At 28.7% G+C, this 18,089-nt stretch carries 19 protein-coding genes, 1 tRNA gene, 1 pseudogene and 1 other annotated feature; of the genes and pseudogenes, 5 read left to right on the top strand and 16 right to left on the bottom strand.

Annotated elements, in window-relative coordinates:
* Positions 1-10: 10 nt before the first annotated feature.
* Positions 11-1,315, bottom strand: a complete 1,305-nt coding sequence (locus tag HF850_RS02605) for an MATE family efflux transporter (protein WP_169103923.1) — start codon at positions 1,313-1,315, stop codon at positions 11-13.
* Positions 1,316-1,566: 251 nt separating this feature from the next.
* Here HF850_RS02605 and trpB point away from each other — a divergent pair, with 251 nt between their 5' ends.
* Complete coding sequence (gene trpB, locus HF850_RS02600; protein ID WP_169103922.1) at positions 1,567-2,745, top strand: tryptophan synthase subunit beta; 1,179 nt, start codon at positions 1,567-1,569, stop codon at positions 2,743-2,745.
* A gap of 121 nt (positions 2,746-2,866) precedes the next feature.
* On the opposite strand, the gene HF850_RS02595 is transcribed toward trpB, so the two are convergent.
* The 7 genes from HF850_RS02595 to ytxC all read right to left on the bottom strand — a co-directional run bounded on the left by HF850_RS02595 (position 2,867) and on the right by ytxC (position 8,108).
* A complete protein-coding gene (locus HF850_RS02595; protein WP_169103942.1) occupies positions 2,867-3,661 on the bottom strand; it encodes an RNA methyltransferase in 795 nt (264 codons plus the stop codon).
* A 19-nt stretch (positions 3,662-3,680) separates the two neighbouring features.
* Positions 3,681-4,343: a TrkA family potassium uptake protein gene (locus HF850_RS02590; protein ID WP_169103921.1), complete on the bottom strand. Its 663-nt coding sequence runs from the start codon at positions 4,341-4,343 to the stop codon at positions 3,681-3,683.
* A 23-nt stretch (positions 4,344-4,366) separates the two neighbouring features.
* Positions 4,367-5,713, bottom strand: coding sequence for a TrkH family potassium uptake protein (locus tag HF850_RS02585; protein WP_169103920.1), 1,347 nt, complete (start codon positions 5,711-5,713; stop codon positions 4,367-4,369).
* A 190-nt stretch (positions 5,714-5,903) separates the two neighbouring features.
* Entirely contained in the window at positions 5,904-6,263 is a 360-nt protein-coding gene (gene rplT, locus HF850_RS02580) for a 50S ribosomal protein L20 (protein WP_169103919.1), read from the bottom strand.
* A gap of 31 nt (positions 6,264-6,294) precedes the next feature.
* Positions 6,295-6,492 (bottom strand): 50S ribosomal protein L35, encoded by a 198-nt coding sequence (gene rpmI, locus HF850_RS02575; protein ID WP_169103918.1) that lies wholly within the window; start codon positions 6,490-6,492, stop codon positions 6,295-6,297.
* A gap of 21 nt (positions 6,493-6,513) precedes the next feature.
* On the bottom strand, positions 6,514-7,035 hold the full coding sequence (gene infC / locus HF850_RS02570; protein ID WP_169103917.1) for a translation initiation factor IF-3: 522 nt from the start codon (positions 7,033-7,035) through the stop codon (positions 6,514-6,516).
* Between the two features lie 15 nt (positions 7,036-7,050).
* Positions 7,051-7,180: a sequence feature (ribosomal protein L20 leader region), on the bottom strand.
* A 19-nt stretch (positions 7,181-7,199) separates the two neighbouring features.
* Entirely contained in the window at positions 7,200-8,108 is a 909-nt protein-coding gene (ytxC, locus tag HF850_RS02565; protein ID WP_169103916.1) for a putative sporulation protein YtxC, read from the bottom strand.
* A 175-nt stretch (positions 8,109-8,283) separates the two neighbouring features.
* Here ytxC and HF850_RS02560 point away from each other — a divergent pair, with 175 nt between their 5' ends.
* From HF850_RS02560 to HF850_RS02550, 3 genes are all read left to right on the top strand, one after another.
* Positions 8,284-8,988, top strand: coding sequence for a DUF6873 family GME fold protein (locus HF850_RS02560; RefSeq protein WP_169103915.1), 705 nt, complete (start codon positions 8,284-8,286; stop codon positions 8,986-8,988).
* Between the two features lie 158 nt (positions 8,989-9,146).
* A complete protein-coding gene (cax, locus tag HF850_RS02555) occupies positions 9,147-10,199 on the top strand; it encodes a calcium/proton exchanger (protein ID WP_169103914.1) in 1,053 nt (350 codons plus the stop codon).
* Between the two features lie 117 nt (positions 10,200-10,316).
* Positions 10,317-10,391, top strand: a tRNA-Cys gene (locus HF850_RS02550).
* A 107-nt stretch (positions 10,392-10,498) separates the two neighbouring features.
* Here the strand turns inward: HF850_RS02550 and HF850_RS02545 are convergent.
* The 3 genes from HF850_RS02545 to modA are packed head-to-tail and all read right to left on the bottom strand — an operon-like array spanning position 10,499 to position 13,026.
* Positions 10,499-11,623 carry an ATP-binding cassette domain-containing protein gene (locus tag HF850_RS02545; protein ID WP_169103913.1) on the bottom strand — a complete coding sequence of 375 codons (1,125 nt, stop codon included), beginning with the start codon at positions 11,621-11,623 and terminating at the stop codon, positions 10,499-10,501.
* Entirely contained in the window at positions 11,623-12,312 is a 690-nt protein-coding gene (modB, locus tag HF850_RS02540; protein WP_243159368.1) for a molybdate ABC transporter permease subunit, read from the bottom strand. Before modB ends, HF850_RS02545 begins: the two co-directional genes overlap by 1 nt.
* Positions 12,313-12,330: 18 nt before the next feature.
* On the bottom strand, positions 12,331-13,026 hold the full coding sequence (gene modA / locus HF850_RS02535; protein WP_347564384.1) for a molybdate ABC transporter substrate-binding protein: 696 nt from the start codon (positions 13,024-13,026) through the stop codon (positions 12,331-12,333).
* Positions 13,027-13,446: 420 nt separating this feature from the next.
* Here modA and HF850_RS02530 point away from each other — a divergent pair, with 420 nt between their 5' ends.
* The gene (locus HF850_RS02530; RefSeq protein ID WP_169103910.1) at positions 13,447-13,881 is read left to right on the top strand and encodes a hypothetical protein; all 435 of its coding nucleotides are present in this window, start codon (positions 13,447-13,449) and stop codon (positions 13,879-13,881) included.
* A gap of 236 nt (positions 13,882-14,117) precedes the next feature.
* Here HF850_RS02530 and HF850_RS02525 read toward each other — a convergent pair whose 3' ends face one another.
* The 5 genes and pseudogenes from HF850_RS02525 to HF850_RS02505 form a co-directional block, all read right to left on the bottom strand.
* A complete protein-coding gene (locus tag HF850_RS02525) occupies positions 14,118-14,516 on the bottom strand; it encodes an FMN-binding protein (protein WP_169103909.1) in 399 nt (132 codons plus the stop codon).
* Positions 14,517-14,671: 155 nt separating this feature from the next.
* On the bottom strand, positions 14,672-14,938 hold the full coding sequence (locus HF850_RS02520) for a hypothetical protein (RefSeq protein ID WP_169103908.1): 267 nt from the start codon (positions 14,936-14,938) through the stop codon (positions 14,672-14,674).
* Between the two features lie 15 nt (positions 14,939-14,953).
* Positions 14,954-15,586: a TetR/AcrR family transcriptional regulator gene (locus HF850_RS02515; RefSeq protein WP_169103907.1), complete on the bottom strand. Its 633-nt coding sequence runs from the start codon at positions 15,584-15,586 to the stop codon at positions 14,954-14,956.
* Positions 15,587-15,828: 242 nt separating this feature from the next.
* On the bottom strand, positions 15,829-16,104 hold the full coding sequence (locus HF850_RS02510) for a hypothetical protein (RefSeq protein ID WP_169103906.1): 276 nt from the start codon (positions 16,102-16,104) through the stop codon (positions 15,829-15,831).
* A 225-nt stretch (positions 16,105-16,329) separates the two neighbouring features.
* Positions 16,330-18,076 (bottom strand): annotated as a pseudogene (locus tag HF850_RS02505) (glycoside hydrolase family 3 C-terminal domain-containing protein).
* Between the last annotated feature and the right edge of the window lie 13 nt (positions 18,077-18,089).

Genomic DNA, 18,089 nt, shown 5'->3' with positions numbered 1-18,089 from the left:
CTCCTATAATTTATTGAGCTATATTTTTTAGTGTATATCTTGGAACATATGCAATAAACGCACATGATATCATAGATAATAATTCAGAAACAAGAAAACCTAACCAAATTCCATCTATCCCAAAAATCTTACCAAGAACAAATACACTTACTGGCAAAAATACTATTGATCTAAATATACAAAGTAAATTTGAATACTTAGGCACTTCAACAGATTGATAGTATACTGTCGTAGTAAGATTCATTCCTACCGCAAAAAAGCCTAGATTAGTAAAATTTAATCCATTATAAGCAATATTTATAATTTCTACATCTGAAGTAAATACTCCTACAAGTTCTCTTCCAAATAAAAAACACATTCCTGTAAATATAGTTGTTATAATTAATGATGTTATATTAGAAATTTTATACACATCAATCATATTTTTTGCATTCTTAGCTCCAAAATTATAACTTATAAGTGGTTGTGCACCAAATGTAACACCTAAAAGAACCATATATATATTTGTAGTTATATAATTTATAATACTAAATGCTGCCAATCCACTATTCCCTATAAAATTGACTAATGCAATATTTTGAACATATATTATAACAGAAAATGCTGCTTCTGCTAAAAATGATGGTATTCCAACAGTAATAAATGATTTTATTACTTTCACATCTAATGATGCATTTCCAAAAGTAAGTTTTCCTCTTTTTAATGTAAAATGAGGAACTAGTATCATCACAGTAATAATTTGACCTAATCCAGTAGCTATTGCTGCACCTTTAATCCCCATTCCTAATATAAAAATAAATACATAATCAAGAATAATATTAGTTATTGCTCCAGAAATTGTCGATACCATTGCCAGTTTTGGTCTTCCATCATTTCTAACAAAACTATTAAGGGCTATTCCAATTAAATTAGGTATACAGAAAATAGAGTAATACTTTAAATATTCTCCCGCCAATGATTTTATATTATCAGTCGCTCCAAGTACTGCAACCACCTGATTAGAAAATATTGAAAAAATCAAACTTATTAATGTACTTATTATTAAAAGAAACTTAAATACCTGCCTAAATACAGTAACACCTTCTTCATCTTTACCAGCACCAAAGTTTTTTGATACTAAAGTTCCTCCTCCTACAGCAAACATTGTACCAATACCAAAAAACATAATTGTAAGTGGCATTACTATATTTACGGCTGCAAGAGCCATATCTCCAACACCTCGCCCAACAAATATTCCATCAATAACTGTATATAAAGATGAAACAAACATTGCAAGAGCTGAGGGAATAGCATAACCTAAAAATTTTTTTATCATTTGTAAAACCTCTCTCTCTTAAATATTATTTGTTGTTTCTCAAGATAGTATAAAGTTTATAGTAAGTATAAAGTCAATACTATTTTTATACTTCTCAAAAATAAAGTCTAATTTTATCAAAATCATTTTTTTAAACAAAACTTTATCTTTTTATTTTTTTATTATATTTTCAGGTTATATTTTACTATTCAAATATATTTATGGTATAATTTTTACAAAAATCAAAATAATAAGCAATAAGGAGAGTAAAAATGGGTTGTAGATTTAATGATTATGGCGGACAATATGTTCCTGAAAAAATACTAAAAGCATTAAATGAATTAGAGGCAGAATACGAAAAAGCTAAAAATGACAAAACCTTCTGGGATGAATACAAATATTATTTAAATTATTACACAGGAAGACCAAGTCCATTGTACTTTGCAGAAAACATGACTAAAGACTTAGGTGGAGCAAAAATTTATTTAAAAAGAGAAGATTTAAATCACACTGGGGCACATAAAATAAATAATGCTATTGGCCAAGTTCTATTAGCCAAAAGAATGGGTAAAAAGAAAGTTATAGCTGAAACAGGGGCTGGTCAGCATGGCGTTGCTACTGCTACTGTTGCTGCAAAATTCGGATTAAAATGTAAAGTATTCATGGGTGAAGAAGATATGAAAAGGCAGGCTCTTAATGTTAAAAAAATGGAGCTTCTAGGTGCAGAAGTAGTTCCTGCAATGAGTGGGACAAGAACTCTTAATGATGCTGTAAATGAAGCACTTGACTATTGGTCTAGTAATTGTAGTGAAACGTTCTATCTTTTAGGATCTGCTGTAGGACCACATCCATATCCAACTATAGTTAGAGATTTTCAAAGAATAATAGGCGATGAAGCTAAAAAGCAAATAATGGAGTTAGAAGGACGTCTCCCAAATTATATACTTGCTGCTGTTGGCGGTGGAAGTAATTCCATAGGTATTTTCTATCCATTTATTGAAGATAAAGATGTAAATTTAATTGGTGTTGAAGCTGCTGGAAAAGGTGTAGATACTGAACTTACCGCCGCAACAATAACTAAAGGTGAAACAGGAATAATTCATGGAATGAATACATATGTACTTCATGATAAAGATGGTAATATAGCTGAAGCATATTCTGTTTCAGCTGGTCTTGATTATCCTGGTGTAGGCCCTGAACATGCATATTTAGCAGATATAAAACGAGCTAAATATACAGCAATAACTGATGATGAAGCAGTATCTGCTTTTTTATATCTTACAAAGGTAGAAGGTATAATTCCTGCAATAGAATCATCACATGCCATTGCTCAAGCCATAAAATTAGCACCTCAACTTGACAAAGACAAAATCATAATTGTAAATCTTTCTGGTAGAGGCGATAAAGATATGGATGCTATAATAGCATACCTAGATATGCAAGCAAAATAAAATTATCTAGGTTTCAAAGTAAATTTATACCTATTCCTAATTCTAAAAAAGCGTTGCCACTTTTGGTAACGCTTTTTTATTTTCTATTTAAATAACTGTTCTAATCTTATATCACAAATTTTTATAAACTTTTATTAAAAGAATCCTGTCTTATTTTTTCATACATAATAACAGATGTAGCAATTGCAACATTTAAGGACTCTGCATTTCCTGGCATAGGTATCTTAACCTTTATATCAGCAAGCTCGTAAACTTCATCACTTACCCCATTACCCTCATTTCCAACAGTTAAAAGCACTTTTCCTCTTATATCTTCCTCAAAGAAATTTTTATCTGTATCTAGTGATGTAACAACAGTCTTAAATCCTTCACTTTTAAGCTGCTTTACAAGAGTAAAATTTTCATCATCATAATGAATTGGAACATAGAAAATAGATCCCATTGTTGAACGTATAGTTTTTTCGTTATAAATATCTACAGTTCCTTTAGTTAATATTATCCCTTGAACACCTACTGCATGAGCTGTTCTTATTATTGTTCCTAAGTTGCCTGGATCTTGAACCTTGTCACATAAAAGATAAAAACTACCGTTTAAATCTAATGGCTTTTCATTCATATTAATAACTGCAACTATTCCTTGTGGCTGTTCAGTAGAAATCAATTCTTTAAAAAGTGTATCTGTCATTTCATAAATATTGCTTTTCTCATTTAAATATTCACCTAAATATGAATCAAGCTTTTCTTTTCCATCACTTGTAACTATCAAATAATCAACATCAATCCCTGCTTTAAAGGCTTCTTGAACAAGTCTAAATCCTTCTATTATATATTTTCCACTCTTTATTCTGTTCTTTCGTTCTTTAAGTTTCTTTGTTTCTTTAAATAAGTTATTCCCTTTACTTTCAATAAAAATCAAAGCTTTCACCTCAAAACCTTTATCTTTGTAATAATAATTTTTCAAAATTTCTTAAAGTTTTTACTGCTCCAAGTGCAACTATAATATCTCCTTCATGTACTATATCATCAGCACTAGGAGATATATTAACACTTTTACTATTTTTCATAGCAACAACATTTATTCCATATTTTTTTCTAAGTGCTAAATCTTTAAGAGTTTTCCCTATCCAATCATCTAAAGCTTCAACTTCCATAATACTATATTCAGATGATAATTCAATATAATCCAAGATATTTGAAGATACGAGATTATGTGCAACTCTTATTCCCATATCTTGTTCTGCAAGTATAACTTTATCTACGCCTATTTTAGATAGAACTCTTTTATGCTTCTCATTATGAGCTGTTGCTATTATATACTTTACTCCCATTTCTTTAATTAGAAGTGCTGACATTATATTTTCTTGCACATCAGAAATAGAAACTACTGCAACATCAAAATTTCTTATTCCAATATTTTGTAGTACAGCTTCATCTGTAGCATCCATTTGAATTGCATGGGTAACATGATCTGCAATCTCTTGAACTCTTTCTTCATCTTTATCTATAGCAAGTACATCATTTCCCAATTGAGATATTGTTTTAGCAAGAGAGCACCCAAATCTCCCCAATCCTATTACAACAAATTGCTTTTTATTCATACTCTATTATCTCCATTTCAATTTTAACCTATTAATATTTTTCCTTCTGGATACTTAATTCCTCTTTTTTTCTTCTTATTTACAATAGCTAATATAACAGTCATTGGTCCCACTCTTCCACAATACATTGTTATTATTAAAATAACTTTACTCAACCAATTAGTAAGTTGTTGAGTCACTCCTGTAGTAAGTCCTGCTGTACTAAATGCTGATGTTGCTTCATAAAGTAAATCTATAAAGTTCATCGATGGTTCTGTAACTGTCAAAATCATAGTAACTGCAAATACAAGTATCATAGCTATACAAAATAAAGCAAATGATTTATACACCGTTTCTTTTGGAAATCTTCTTCCAAAAACTTCAGTATCTTCTCTTCCTTCCATAGCTGCAACAACTGTTAAGATTAACACACCAAATGTTACTGTTTTAAGTCCTCCTGCCGTTGACCCTGGTGATCCGCCTATAAACATAAGAATTATAGTGGTGAATTTACCAGCGTTAGTCATATCTCCATTAGATATACTATTAAATCCTGCAGTTCTCGGTGTAACTGAAGAAAAAAATGAATTAAGTATTTTTTGCCCTAAGGTCATATCTTTTAAAGTACCTGGATTATGATATTCTAATACTAATATATTTATAGTCCCCCACAATATTAATACTCCAGTTACTAGTAAAGCCATCTTTGAATGTGTACTTAATTTTTTACTAGTAGGATAATTGATAAGTTCAATTAAAACAGTAAAGCCTATTCCACCTATTATTATAAGCAATCCTAAAACTATTATCACCAAATAATTCTTATTATAGGTAGTTAAACCCGAAAAATTTCCCATCAAATCAAACCCTGCATTACAGAATGCTGAAACAGAATGAAAAATACTATAAAATATACCTTTTGCCACTCCATATCGAGGAATAAATACAGTTGATAACAATACTGCCCCAATTAACTGTATTGTTATAGTAAGCCCAATAACATAACGTAGCATATTTACAACACCTTGAATTTTAAAAGCATTCATTGCTTCTTGCATTACAAGCCTGTCTCTAAGAGTTATTTTTCTACCTAATAGAACAGCTATAAATGTCCCTACAGACATAAAACCAAGTCCGCCTATTTCAATCAGAATCATTATTACAACTTGGCCAAATGTACTCCAGTGAGTTCCAGTATCAACAGTCACAAGTCCAGTTACACATACTGCTGATGTTGCTGTAAATATATAATCCAAAAGATTTGTATATGTTCCTTGACTACTGCATATTGGAAGACTTAGAATTACTCCTCCTATTAAAATGGTAATTGCAAAACCCAATGCAAGTATTCTTACAGCACTCATTCTTTTAGCTTTTAATGAATCTTTCATTGTTCTCCACCTCAAATAAGCATTTTTTAAAGTCAAAATAAAATTAACACTTAATAATTGATATAATATAGGCTTGTTCCATTTTAATATATCAACTTTCAAATAATAACTTAATAGCTATAATGTTATTTATTATATAATATATTTTTTCATATAAAAATAAAATGCGGTCTAGACCGCATTTTATGTATTAAGCGTTTAATGCTTTTTTAGCAACTTCTACTAATTCAGCGAATGCTTTTGGATCGTTGATAGCTATTTCAGATAACATCTTTCTGTTTATGTCGATTCCTGCTACTTTAATTCCGTTCATGAATTTAGAATAAGACATATCGTTCATCCTTGCAGCAGCGTTAATTCTTGCTATCCAAAGACTTCTGTAGTCTCTCTTCTTGTTCTTTCTTCCAACATAAGCATTTCTTAATGCTCTTATTACTGATTCGTTAGCAGTTTTAAATAACTTACTCTTTCCACCGTAGTATCCTTTTGCAAGTTTTAAAACTTTTTTATGATTTTTACGAGAATTCTTTGCTCTCTTTACTCTTGCCATTACTTAAACCTCCTGTACCAAATACTCTATCTTATAGGTATGGTAATAATTTCTTCATTACTTTTTCTTGTGCTTTAGAAACGTATCCAGCTTTTCTAAGATTTCTCTTAGTTTTTGAGCTCTTCTTAGTTAAGATATGACTCTTGAAAGCTTTAGCTCTCTTAAGCTTACCTGTTCCTGTCTTTCTAAATCTCTTTGCTGCACCTCTATGACTCTTCATTTTTGGCATGATTAAAATCCTCCTCTCAAGTTATGCCTTTTTAGGCCCTAAAACCATTGTCATGTTTCTACCTTCTCTTTTAGCATTTTTCTCTATTAGGCAAACATCTTCTAGTTTAGAAGCAAACATATCTAGAATTCTTTGACCCATATGGCCAAGTTCCATTTCTCTACCTCTAAATCTAACAGTGATTTTAACTTTATCTCCATCTAATAGGAACTTTCTTGCATTTTTTGCTTTTATGTCAATGTCGTGTTCCTCAATAGTTAGACTAACTCTAATTTCTTTAATATTAACAACTTTTTGCTTTTTCTTAGCTTCTTTTTCTTTCTTTGATTGCTCATATACAAACTTACCATAGTCCATAATTTTACAAACTGGTGGTTTTGCATTTGGAGAAATCATAACTAAATCTAAGTCGCTTTCTTCGGCAAGTCTTCTTGCTTCGTTTGCTGACATAACTCCTAATTGAGATCCGTCATTACCGATCAATCTAACTTCCTTTTCTCTTATTTCTTCATTTATTGAAAAATCTTTACTAATATTTTTCACCTCCGAAAAACTCTATACATAATAAAAAGACGGCCTTATTAGCCGTCTCATATTATCAATACATAATGCATAGATATCCATAAAAAACCCAACTAATAATCACTCGACATTGTAAGGTGAGAAACGGCTGTTTCTTCTTAACAAAGCCAAGTATATCACTATAACTAATACATGTCAATATTTTTCGTCAAAATTTTTTTATCACCTATTTCATCACATTGTTCATATAATCTTACCTTATCTCCGAATACACTGTTTATTGTATTTATAAATTCTTTATTGTTACAATTTTTTACTCCATAGATTGTTATTTTCTTTGGAGAACTTGTTATTAATCCGCTTATAAGTATATCTTCAACATTAACATTGAGATTACTCATATCTCCTGCCAGCTGAATTAAAAAATCTTTAAATAAATCCTTTCCAACTCCATCTTTGACAGTATAATTACTTACTTCATCTATATAAATTTTTATTTCTTCTATTTTAGATTCCTGAATATCAACAAAATATTTTAAAAGCTTCACAAATTCTTCGTATTCTTTATCTACCATGTACTTTTCTACAACTTTATCTATGATTTTTTCAATATCTTCTCTGAGTTTTCGCATTCTAAATGTTATAAACCCATCAACATTTATCTCCTGCTTTTCACAAATGCAGTCTCGTATTTTTTCTATAATTGAATTTACTATATTTAAACAGTAAATAGAATTTTCTTCACTAAGATCCTTTTTAAAGCTTAAAACATCTAATACAGCTTCTTCAATTTCTAATATTTCATTCTGCTTTAAGAAAAAATAATTATCAATTAAAAACTCTAACATTTCTTTTTGTCTATAGTTTTCTATTACTATTTTATATAATATATTACTAACATATAGGTTAATAATATCTTTTATCTCTTCACTATAAGAATTTTCATCACATATGACTTTAATTATATGGGTTTTTCCTTCAATGCTTTCTACGAGTCCTATTAAAATATTTTTTTTCTTAAGTGTTTCTCTTAGCTCCTGCAAGTCTCGACCAAAATTAAGTTCTTCATTATAAGCTAATTTCAAAATAAGCATGGATTTCACTCCCTTCTTAATATTAGTATGTATGAAAAATTATCTTATATGCAGATGATTATTTATTTTAGTTATTTGTTGACATAGATTCAGCTTAGGTTCAAAATATATAAATATAAATTATTTTTTATATTTTTTGACTTAAATTTATAATATATATTTTAAGGAGGATACTATGCACGCTTTTGTTGATTATAGACTCACTCTCGAAGAGCTAAAAAATCTTGAAAAACTAAATATAAACACTATATGTGTTCCAAAAACATCAAAAGTATATGATGCCATAAACGGACATCCTGATATTCAGCTAAATATACTAAAAAATAATTCTTCAGATCAACTTATAATTCACAAAGATATATGTGATGACTTTAAAGATATTCTAAATAGAAACCACATAAAATATATTCTTTCAAAAAATTCCTTGTCTAATACATATCCCGGAGATATTATTTTAAATGCTTTAATATTAGATAATTATTTCATTCATACCTTAACACACACAGATGAAAATCTATTAAAATCTCAAGAATCAAAAACTTTAATAAATGTACCTCAAGGTTATTCAAAATGTTCAGTTCTTCCTGTAAGAGAAAATGCACTTATTACAAGTGATAAAGGTATTGTAAATTCATTAAAAGAATATAACTTTGATATTTTATTAATTCCTCCTGAAGATATACTATTGCCTTCCTTAAATTATGGTTTTATTGGCGGAGTTGGCGGTATGATTAACAATGACAGGATGGCCTTCTTTGGTGAATTAGAGCATTACAGATATGGAAAAGAAGTCAAAAACTTCTTATACAAGTATGACGTGAAACCTGTTTCTCTCAGAAAAGGCAAGCTAATTGACAGAGGCAGTTTACTAACCCTTTAGTCATGTCACTATATAATATGATTAATAAAATTTTATGTTACTCCAAGTTTAAGTAATCAAATAATCATAATTATATTGAATTATTCTTTTCCAAATAATTAATAAAATATTGTTTAAACTAAATAGATAAGAAACAAAAGAAAGGAATGTTATTATATATGAAAATTTTAAAATTTCTTCTTATATTTATTCCCATAAGCATAGTGGCTAAGTTTATGAATGTATCATCAAGCATAATGTTTGTACTTTCATGTTTATCAATAGTCCCTCTTGCTGGACTTATGGGTGAAGGAACTGAGGAAATATCCTTTTATACAGGTCCTAAAATTGGTGGCTTCTTAAATGCCACTTTTGGAAATGCAACAGAACTTATAATTTCATTTTTTGCATTAAAAGCAGGATTATTTGATGTTGTAAAATTCTCTATTACTGGATCACTAATCGGTAATGTACTCTTAGTTTTAGGATTAAGCATGTTTGCAGGTGGTTTAAAACATAAAACACAAAAATTTAATCGTAATGTTGCAAATGTTACTTCTAGTATGCTGTTATTTTCAGTGATAGGAGTCAGTGTTCCAGCACTATTTACGCATACAATATCTCCTGAATTATTAAATACAAAATATGAAGGTTTTAGTATTGCTGTAGCAGTTGTAATGTTTATACTTTACATATTAAGTCTTATTTTCTCTTTCTTTACACATAAACACCTATATAGCACAAGCGCTGAAGGTGAAGAATGTGCTGAAAAAGCAAAATGGTCTCTTAAAAAATCTCTAATTGTTTTATTAGCTTCTACCGTTCTTATTGCTATTGAAAGTGAATTTCTTGTTGGTGGTATAGAATCTATAACTACAACTATGGGCTTAAGTGAATATTTTGTAGGAATAATACTCATCCCTGTAATAGGAAATGCTGCTGAACATAGTACTGCTGTTACTATGGCCCTAAAGGATAAGATGGATGTTGCTATTGAAATAGCATTAGGTTCCAGCCTTCAAATCCTATTATTTGTAGCTCCTATTTTAGTTTTTTTAAGCCTTTTATTTACTCCAATGAGCATTATATTTAATGAGTTTGAACTCATAGCACTTTTAGCTGCTGTACTAATTGCCGATAAAGTCGCATCTGATGGAGAATCAAACTGGCTAGAAGGTGCTCAATTGGTTGCAGTATACATAATCATAGCTGTAGGATTTTTTATACTATAATAAAAAAACATGTACCATTTAAAATAATAATTAAATGGTACATGAAATATTTTTTAAAATATATGAATAATTTTATGATTTTTATATATATATTATAATATAACAGTTGATTCATATGGCACTATAGCCAAGTGGTAAGGCAGAGGTCTGCAAAACCTTTATTCCCCAGTTCAAATCTGGGTGGTGCCTCCATAAAAGTCAGTAAACTTGGGTATTCCCTTGCTTACTGACTTTTTATTTATTTCTAATATTTTAACACCATCATTTAAACATATACGATATATTCTTGATTTATTCAATTAATCTGTAAGGCACAATATTTTATCAGGCATTACATAAAGTTTATTAACCATATCATCTTTTGAAAATACAGCTTTACTTATCTTCCATTGAATTTTATCATTCATATGTTTATAACATTTAAAATAAATAGTCCATTCAAACTGATTTTCTTCTATATAATATTCATCATGAATAATGTTAAAAATATTATCCTTACATATTGGATAGTTTTTATTTTTTTCTTCATCTAATTTATATGGTATAAAATCATGTGCACGAATACCTACTGCAGTAATATTATTGGGAACTTGTTTTTCAGTAAAAAGCTCCATATTCCATTCAGGCACATTTATATGATGATCATCTTTCTTCTCAGCCTTCACAACATTCTTACACCCTGAAAGTATTGCTGCATTTACAGTCTTAGGATTATCAAAAAACTCTTTTTTCTCTTCTATGACTTCAATAATTCCATTATTCATTGAACCAATTATATTACTCAATCTGTAAACTTCATCTCTATCGTGGGATACAAATAAAACAGTAGTTTTTAATTTATTCAATTCATCTTCCATTTCATTTATCATCTTCCACTTTAAATAGCTGTCTAGTGCTGAAAATGGTTCATCTAAAAGAATTATTTCTGGATTTGATATTATCATCCTTGCCATTGCTACACGTTGTTTCTGACCACCTGATAATTTATCTGGATATTGATTTTCTAATCCTTCTAATTGAAAATTTTTTATAATATCTTTTATTCTTCTATTGTCATTCTCTTTTTGCAACTTTTTATCTTCAGAAAAAAATCCACTGATTCTTCCAATGGATTTTCTATTTATTCCTTGTAATATGTTTTTTTCTACTGTCATAGTTGGAAATAATGCATAATCTTGAAACATGTATCCCACCCTTCTTTCTTGAGGAGGAATGCATATACTTTTATTCGAATCAAATAATATCCTACCATTTAATATTATCTTCCCCGAATCAGGATTCTCAATTCCTGCTATACACTTTAACGTCATGCTCTTACCACAACCAGAGGCACCAAGCAATGCAAAGATTTCATTTTCAGCATTAAACTTGACCCTCAAAGTGAAATTGCTTAATTTCTTTTCCATATCAACATATAATGACATTACTTCCACCTCATCTGTACTGCTTTTTTCTTTTCAGGAAGAAGGTTCATAACTGAAACAATGCAAAATGCAAAAATCATTATTATGATAACCCATATTCCTGCTTTTAAATAATCGCCATCTTTCATTACCATAGCTATCACCTGAGATATAGTACTTGTTTTTCCAGATATATTCCCTGCAAGCATAGATGTAGCTCCATATTCGCCTAATGCCCTTGCAAATGTCAAAATAATTCCTGACAAAATTCCTGGCTTTGCTGATGGTATGATTATCTTCCAAAATATTTTCCTATTAGACATGCCAAGAGTTTGTGCTGCATAAATTATATTCATTTCAATCTGTTCAAAAGCACCTCTTGTACTTCTATACATAAGAGGAAAAGACACAACAACTGCTGCAATTACGCAGCCTGTCCACGTTTGCACTATCTTTATATTATAATTTTCATATAAAAAAGCTCCAAAAGGTCTTCTCAAACTAAACAACAGTAATAAAACATATCCCATTACTGTAGGAGGTAAAACCATAGGTAATGTTAAAATTCCATCTACTAAAGCTTTGATTTTAGGATTTACTTTCATTACTTTAGCAGCTGCAAATATACCAATAAAAAAAGATATTATAGTTGCAAATAATGCTGTTTTCACTGAAATAAATAATGGACTCCAATCCATTGTCCCTAGCATATCCAGTACCATACTCTATTACTTACTAATCATAAACATATATTTTTCAAATACTGTTTTTGCTTCATCTGTATTTAAGAAATTAATAAAATCCTCTGCTGCTTTCCTTTGATTATCATCAGCATTTTTATTATTAACTAAACCTACAGGATATACTATTGGATCACACCATGATTCATCTGCTCTAGCTATTAAATCCACTTTATCTTTTACAGAATAATAATCCGAATAGTATACAGTACCCACTTCATTAGATCCTTCAGCTACAGCATCTTTAACTGCACTTACATTATCACATTGATTAATTTCCATTTTATTAATAGCTTCATTTATTCCAAGTTTATTAAATATCTGTCTTGAATATTGTCCAACTGGAACACTCTCTCCAGCTAGTGCAAAACTTTTTGCTTCAGTAATATTATCAAATCCAGTTACTTTTGTACCACTTCCCTTAGCAGATATTAATACAACTTCATTCTTTAATAAATTTGAAACTGAATCTTCATTTATATATCCTTCTTCTTTTAATTTATTCATCTGCTTTGTTGATGCTGAGAAAAACATATCCACATCAGTTCCTGCAGATTCTTCAATTTGATTTTGCAAAGTTCCAGAACTATCTGCATTTATTCTTATAGTAATATTAGGCTGCTTTTTGTTATAAAGTTCTACTATTTCTGTCATAGAATTTTTCAAGCTTGCAGCTACATCTATATTTAATGTTGCTTCTAAAAAAACATCCTTTTCTTTAGCTTCGCTACTTTTATTACTTTCCGCTGTAGTCTTATCTGCATCACTTCCTGTAGAAGATTTAGTTGCGGCATTACATCCTGCTAAAAGTCATACACCAACTAATGTTAATAACATCATACTTAAAAATCTCTTTTTCACAATAATCCCCCAATTTTCATATTACTTATTCTCTATATAACGTATATTATGGTTAATAGAATAATATACATCTTTAGAGCTATAGATTTTAATTTTAACCTAATATATAGCACAATTATTTTGTACCATTTGTTTCCATTGTAACTCTTATGGATAAAACTTTCAATTAATTGTAATTTTTATCCATAAAAGTTATAATAATTATAGTTTACACAAAATTAAATGTATTAGGAGATGAACTTTATGGATAGCCTAACGACTTATGTTAATAATACTTTTTCTGCCGTTCCTCAAACAGAGGAAATAAAAAAATTAAAAGCAGAAATTTTAAATAGAATGTTATATAGATATAATGAATTAAAAAGTGAAGGAAAAAATGATAACGAAAGCACAGGAATTATAATTTCAGAATTCAGCAATATAAGCGAGCTTATAAACGAGCAGATAAATAATCATAATATAAATAATTCTTCATATAATAATGAAATTACCATCAATAATATTAATTCCGAAAAAAAAGAAAGAATTATTAGAGCAATTTTAAGTTCATACTGGCCAACTGTAGTTGCAGTTTATTTTTTATTAAGTTTCACTTTAGAAATATGGGATATATCTTGGATTATATTTCTCATTGCACCAGCTGTAAGAAAATTCTTATCTAGTTACTATGATAATTAAATATAAGCATATATTAGTCAAAAAGCAGATAGGCATTCTTATCAATACCTATCTGCTTTTGTTATATTTACTTATATCTCCAAATAATATTTTTTATTTTAAATAAATACTCTTTCACTGATTCTCTACTCTAATATTATCATTAAATAATATGAAACACTAACATAAGAATACATGCATAATGCTGAAAACTTCATACATTATAACCTTCCTCACTACAATTATGATAGCTTATACTAATGTATTTTTTTATCTAAAGCATTTTGTATTGCTTTTAATATTACTTTACTGCTATTTGTTGCTCCTGATATAGTGTCTACTTTAACTGTCTGTTTTTTAATTACATCATCTATAATCACTTCAGCTTTTTTTCCTCTATCAGTTTTATGATTAATAAGATTAATATTCTCTATCTTATGATTCTTTACTGCCACTTCAACTTCAGCACTTATTACATTAGCATCAAAACTGCCTTTATACTTTCCATCTTGTATATTATTCAAATTAACTTCTTGAATCTGCAATGCTTTTACTGTCTTTTGATACTTTGATATGTTATACAAATAATATCCTCCCCATGCTACAGCAACAGCCACACAAACTGTAATAATAGATTTTATAAGATATGATTTCATAAATAAGTTCACTCCTCATTTTAAATAAAATATTAAATATTATAGAACTCTAATCATAGATTAGATTATTTTTCTTGAGTAAGCACCATTCAGAAAATTGAATATAGTTATAAATTGCTATTAAACTATTTTTATCTTATATTCTGAATTTTCATCTAAATAGAAATCATAAATAATATCTTTTGTAACCAATACTTCATTATCGTATCACTGCATACTTTCACATATTCCCTTACACTGCTATCATTTGTCTTAGATACATCACTATTCTTTAAATAAAAACTCATCTTTTTTTCAATATACCTAAGAAATTCTTTTACCTCTTCAGAAATATTTTCAGTTTTATTTAATGTACCTTTATTACTTATACTCTGAATTGTAACACTACTCATATTCAAGTTTTCACTTACTTCATATGACATTTCCTTCTCCTTAATTTATTTTGCAATAGATTTATATATTAAATTAAAATTATAATCTAGAAACTCTTTTCGAGTTTTATTCATAACTTTATTTATATACTGTTCTTTTTTGTATGACATAATAATATTCCCACATATACTTCCCCATACACTGAACACTGTAGGTAATAATTCTATATCATCTCTAATTATCTTTTCATCCATGCCTTCTTTAAGAAAGCTCATTATAATTTTATTAATTTCTTCTCCTACTTTAAAAATATCATTCAAAATAGGCATTTCATTCATCTGTTCATCTCCAACTTCTATCTGTCCAATAATATCCTCAAAATATCTAGGATAATCTTCTTGAAATTTAGCTATGCTAGAACATACAGAAAAAAACCTATTTTTAAAATCTTTTGCTCCACTTATACTCTTTTCTATTGTTTCTTTAAAGCAATACATACTTCCATAAATAATATAATTATAAATCTCATCCTTACTCTTAAAATAAACATATATTGTAGATTTACTATATCCTGATCTTTTAGCTATCTCATCCATAGTTGTTTTTTCTATGCCTTTTTCACTAAATAATTCTTTAGCACTTTTGATTATATTATCTTTATTAAATTTTATAAGTAATTCTTTTTTACTCTCTTTCATAAATAAAAACCTCTTTTATCGAACTATTGGTACGATTATTATACTACTAGTTTACTTCGAATCCAATTACTTTTTTTATATTTTTTACCAATAAAAAAAACCACACTAATAAGTGCAGTTAAATTAATTAATATGATTATTTAGATTTAACTTTTATTTAAACACAAACACACTTAATCTCCTAGGCAATAAAGATCTGAAAATTAAATACTTTTAAAAGTAAATAACTACGTGTACATTACTTATTTTTCATTCTTAGCTTGTTCTAATTTAGGTATTATATATCTTTCTATGTTTTCTGCTGCTCGTAAATTTTTAAATGAAATATTATTTCGCTTATTTCTTGATTTTAAGTTATTTATATCAAAGCTGACAATATCATTAAATTCATCTTTTGTTATGTTTTTAATATAGAGTGTTTTATTATCATCATTTCCAATTACTACAGTATTAATACCTCTATATTCAAACTTTAATCCATTTAAAACTTGCTGTAATGTCATTTCCTTTAACTTCATGTAATACTCCTTAACATATTAATATTCATTTATATCTTTAAGTTTTATTACAGTTTTTTATTACTTCTAAAATATATAATTTTCAGACCTATAATAAATATAGGTTCTTCCACTATAAATATTCCGTTGCATAATTATTTCGTTAAAACTAACAAAAATAGTTTTTTCAATATATCAATACATATTATATTTTAATGTTCATATTGTACAATCAAACTAATACCTCTATTTAAGAATTTCCCTTACTAAAACAAAAATAAAAACATACTCTCTATTTAAACATATTTCATTAGATAATCGTATATCTTCTACTGAGCTACCTACATATATAAAGAATTTTCCCTTTTCGATAACCCAAGCTTTCTTGTCAGTACTATAAAAAGCAAATGCTCTTTTATCTAATTTTATATTAACCTCTTTAGTCTCTCCTTTTTCAAGAGATATTTTTTCAAATCCTTTAAGTTCAAGTTCAGGTCTATTTACACTTGATACTTCATCTTCTATATAAACTTGTACAGTTTCTTTGCCTTCACACTTACCAGTATTAATTACTTTAAAGCTAATTTCAGCATATATATCCTCATCTTCTTCCTTAACTTTAACTTTTAAATCATCATATTTAAAGCTTGTATACGAAAGTCCATGGCCAAAGCAGAATAACGGCTTAACATCATAAGTTGAAAAATATCTATAACCTACAAATACTCCTTCTCCATAATTCACAGTATCTCCTTTTCCAAAGTCCCCCAGTTTATGAGCAGGACTATCTTCTAATTTTTTAGGGAATGTAACTGTAAGTTTTCCAGATGGATTAACATCACCAAAAATAACTTCTGCAAGAGCTTTTCCACCTTCCATACCATTGTACCAAATCTGTACTACTGTATGTGCATCATCAACCCACTCTGCCATATCTACTGGTGAACCACTTGATATAACTATAACTGTATTCTTATTTACTTTAAGTAGCTCTTGTATAAGTTCATCTTGATTATAAGGAAGCTTCATATCTGCTCTGTCATATCCTTCACTATCAATTCTACGCTTTATTTCTTCATCTTTATTTACACCTAATGCATTATCTTTTAATTGAAGTTCTTCAGCTACATGTTTTAATCCACCAATAAAAATAACAGCATCAGCATTTTCAGCTTCTCTTAAAGCTTCTAAATACAACTCTTCAGATTTTTCTTTATTAGCATCATATCCTTTTACATATTTAACTTCTGTATTTCCACCTAGTCTCATTTTTATACCCAAAAGTGGTGTTATTTCATATAATGATTTTATTTCAGCACTTCCACCACCATTTGAATGAGTTATATTAGCATTCTCACCTAATACAACAAGCTTCTTTATTTCCCTTTCATTTAATGGAAGAAGATCATTATCATTCTTTAAAAGAACAATAGATTCCCTTGCAGTTTCAAGAGTTACATTTCTATGTTCTGGAGCGTTATATTCACCTTTTTTTCTATCATCAGAAAACATATTTAACTTATCCATTAATCTTAAAATTCTTCTTATTTTATTATCTATTACTTCTTCTTTTATTTTGCCTTCCTTTACAGCATTAACTAGTGGCTTTGCATAATAATATTCATCAAAGTTATAAGTTACACTCATTTCAATATCAAGGCCTGCATTGGCTGCTAGCTCAGTATTACTTACAGCACTCCAGTCTGATATTACTATACCTTCAAATCCCCATTCATCTCTTAATATTTCCTGTAATAATCTCTTATTATGAGAACAGTGATATCCCCAGATTTTATTGTAAGCACTCATTATAGATGAAGCATATCCTTCGAAAATCATTTCTTACACCTAGTGGCCCATCAGACATTTTTAGTGGCGGAATATTAAATCTCTTTACCCCATCAGTTCTAAATAACCCTGCACCATGAATCATTGCAGACTTTTCTTCTACGGTTAACTTTAAAATCACTTCTTCTATAATTTCTGAATTCATAATATGCCCCTCT

The sequence above is a fragment of the Clostridium sp. SM-530-WT-3G genome, assembly GCF_012843905.1.
In the GTDB taxonomy this organism is placed as follows: Bacteria; Bacillota; Clostridia; order Clostridiales; family Clostridiaceae; genus Clostridium.
This window is presented reverse-complemented; position numbering and strand designations above follow the sequence as displayed.